Source organism: Corynebacterium sp. HMSC070E08 (assembly GCF_001808895.1).
Lineage (GTDB): Bacteria > Actinomycetota > Actinomycetes > Mycobacteriales > Mycobacteriaceae > Corynebacterium > Corynebacterium hiratae.
Genome location: NZ_KV794774.1, coordinates 1 through 329 on the forward strand (window position 1 = coordinate 1; position 329 = coordinate 329).

The 329-nt window shown below is 54.1% G+C and carries 1 rRNA gene; it reads left to right on the top strand.

Going from position 1 to position 329, the window contains the following annotated elements:
- Positions 1-329, top strand: a 23S ribosomal RNA gene (locus tag HMPREF2526_RS08185); the annotation flags it as partial.

A 329-nucleotide genomic window follows, 5' to 3' on the forward strand; every position in this document is an offset into this window, starting at 1 on the left:
GTTGTTGGGTTGCCCGAGTAGCAGCGGGCTCGTGGAATCTGCTGTGAATCTGCCGGGACCACCCGGTAAGCCTAAATACTCAGTGTGACCGATAGTGTATTAGTACCGTGAGGGAATGGTGAAAAGTACCCCGGGAGGGGAGTGAAATAGTTCCTGAAACCATGTGCTTACAATCCGTCAGAGCACTTTTTATTGTGTGATGGCGTGCCTTTTGAAGAATGAGCCTGCGAGTCAGCGGCATGTCGCGAGGTTAACCCGTGTGGGGTAGCCGTAGGGAAACCGAATCCTAATGGGGTGTTTGAGTGGCGTGTCCTGGACCCGAAGCGGGG